Source organism: Flavobacterium sp. (genome assembly GCF_021151785.1).
Taxonomy (GTDB): Bacteria; Bacteroidota; Bacteroidia; order Flavobacteriales; family Flavobacteriaceae; genus Flavobacterium.
Genome location: NZ_JAGKWP010000163.1, coordinates 1 through 2,976 on the forward strand (window position 1 = coordinate 1; position 2,976 = coordinate 2,976).

Annotated in this window: 2 protein-coding genes; both read right to left on the reverse strand. The window is 32.2% G+C overall.

Annotated features, from left to right (window positions below; translation table 11 throughout):
* Nucleotides 1-226: 226 nt before the first annotated feature.
* Nucleotides 227-1,786 (reverse strand): replicative DNA helicase, encoded by a 1,560-nt coding sequence (dnaB, locus tag QZ824_RS11205; protein WP_291276101.1) that lies wholly within the window; start codon nucleotides 1,784-1,786, stop codon nucleotides 227-229.
* Between the two features lie 147 nt (nucleotides 1,787-1,933).
* On the reverse strand, nucleotides 1,934-2,887 hold the full coding sequence (locus tag QZ824_RS11210) for an acetyl-CoA carboxylase carboxyltransferase subunit alpha (RefSeq protein WP_291276102.1): 954 nt from the start codon (nucleotides 2,885-2,887) through the stop codon (nucleotides 1,934-1,936).
* Between the last annotated feature and the right edge of the window lie 89 nt (nucleotides 2,888-2,976).

Below are 2,976 nucleotides of genomic sequence, written 5' to 3' on the forward strand. Positions count from 1 at the left end.
TCAAAATTAGAAAAACAAGTATTTTTTTAACCTATCTAACAAAATGATTTTATACCTATAAATATTCTTCTTTTCTTTCCCAGAAATATCTTGACAATCTATATCTGTTAAATACTATTAAGTAATGAGATAAATTTTAACAGAATCCCCAGTTCAGTTTTTTCGTATTAATAATATCAAGCAATGTGAAAAGAAAAAACAGATATCTAATTACATTTAAAATTCATTAAAAAGGCACATCACTATCCACATCAAAACCAGAATTCATCGAACTTCCAAAAGCATCATTAGGAGAAGGTAAATTAGGTGTTGCAAACGGATTAGGTTGAGAGTCTAAATTCATTTTAGAAGGTAACTCATCAAAAGTAGAACCAAATTCATCTAAGTTATCAAACTTACCAAATTGACCTAAGAATTTTAAACGAATGTTATCCAAGCTACCATTTCTATGTTTAGCTACAATAAATTCAGCTTGATTGGTAGTTGGTGAGCCTTCTTCGTCATCCCATTGCTCAATTTTATAATATTCTGGTCTATAAATGAAAGATACAATATCGGCATCTTGCTCAATAGCTCCAGATTCACGTAAATCAGACAATAAAGGTCTTTTACTAGAACCACGAGTTTCTACTGCACGCGATAACTGAGAAAGTGCAATTACAGGAACATCTAACTCTTTAGCTAATGCTTTTAAATTTCTCGATATTGTAGAAATTTCTTGTTCACGGTTTCCGCCACCTTTAGCACCACCACCAGCAGACATTAACTGAAGGTAATCAATTACAATTAATTTAATACCATGTTGAGAAACCAAACGTCTGGCTTTGGCTCTTAAATCAAAAATAGAAAGTGAGGGTGTATCATCAATGTATAAAGGTGCTTTTTCTAAATCTTTAACCTTAACATTGAGTTGTTCCCATTCATGAGGTTCCAAGTTTCCTTTTCTCAATTTTTCAGATGACAACCCTGTTTCACTAGAAATTAAACGGGTAATCAACTGAACCGAAGACATTTCTAATGAGAATAAAGCTACGGGAGCATTTCCATCTATAGCAATATTTCTTGCCATTGAAAGGACAAAGGCTGTTTTACCCATACCAGGACGTGCAGCAATAATAATTAAATCAGACGGTTGCCAACCTGATGTTAACTCATCTAATTTTCTAAAACCTGTAGGAATACCCGACAAACCTTCTCTGTTTGAAATTTCTTCTATACGATGTTTGGCTTGCGTAACTAAACTTTGAGCCGTTTCGTACCCTTTTTTTAAATTTCCTTGAGTTACTTCATATAAGTTAGCTTCGGCTTTATCTAATAAATCAAAAACATCCATTGTCTCATCATAACAATCTTCAATCAAGCCACTAGAGATATTAATCAACGTTCGCTGTATATATTTTTGTAAAATAATACGCGCATGAAAATTAATATGGGCTGAAGAGGCTATTTTTTGTGTTAATTGAATTAAATACAAATCTCCACCAGCCAAATCTAATTTACCGTTTTTCTTTAATTGAGCCGAAACCGTTAAAAGGTCAATAGGTTGAGGCGGGGAATTATGGAATAATTGCACAATAGCTTCAAAAATATATTTATGAGCTTCTTTATAAAAGGCTTCAGGATGAAGAATATCAATCACCTCATCTGTTCCTTTTTTATCAATCATCATTGCACCTAGAACAGCTTCTTCTACATCGACAGCTTGAGGAGGCAACTTTCCTTTCTCTAAGTTGATTAAGGTTGATTTATCAACTTTTATTGGATTTATATTTAGTGATTTTTCCATAAAGCGAAGATAATCTTTTTGAGGTTGAGTTGGACTATTATTTATTAAAACACAAATGTTGACAACTCGTTATATTTTGTTAATAATCAAAAAAAACGCCCTGTTAAAAGAACTTCAACAGGACGTAAGTAGTTTTATAAAAATAGACTATTCTTGAAATTGTCCCATTTTACTATATTTATCCATTCTTTGAGCAACTAAATCAGCTGTTGATAAATCTTTTAACTCATCAAAGGCTTTCATGACATACTCCTTGACATTTTTAAAAGTAGTTTCTCTATCAAAATGAGCACCACCAAGTGGCTCTGGAATAATATCATCGATTAAATTTTGCTCTTTCATATCAAATGAAGTCAATTTTAAGGCTTCGGCAGCTTGTGCTTTATAATCCCAACTTCTCCATAAGATAGACGAACATGATTCAGGTGAAATTACAGAATACCATGTATTTTCTAACATAAAAACTTTGTTTCCAACACCAATACCTAAAGCTCCTCCTGAAGCTCCTTCTCCAATGATAACAGAAATGATAGGCGTTTTTAATCGAGCCATTTCAAAAATATTTCTCGCGATTGCCTCTCCTTGTCCTCTTTCTTCAGCTTCTAACCCTGGATACGCTCCTGGAGTGTCAATTAATGTAAGTACAGGAATATTAAATTTTTCAGCCATTTTCATTAATCGTAAAGCCTTACGATAGCCTTCAGGATTAGCCATACCAAAATTACGTAATTGTCTCATTTTAGTATTAATCCCTTTTTGCTGACCAATAATCATGAAAGATTGACCGTTGATTTTACCTAAACCGCCAATCATGGCTTTGTCATCTTTAAAATTTCTATCACCAAATAACTCTAAAAAAGTTCCATCAGTTAAATTAGTAATATGCTCTAAAGTATAAGGTCTATTCGGATGACGAGACATTTGAACACGTTGCCATGCAGTTAAATTGCCGTATATCTGCTTTTTAGTCTCCTCTAGTTTTTGTTCAATTTGTTTACAAGTATCACTTACATCTACATCAGATTCTTGTCCAATTAATTGACATTTATCTAATTGATCTTCAAGCTCTTTTATTGGTAATTCAAAATCTAAATATTCCATAAAAGTAATAAAGTTTAATTCGTTTGTATGACAAAGATATAATTTTAAAGTGATTTGAAATAGTTTTGAAAAAACAAACTATTTATTTT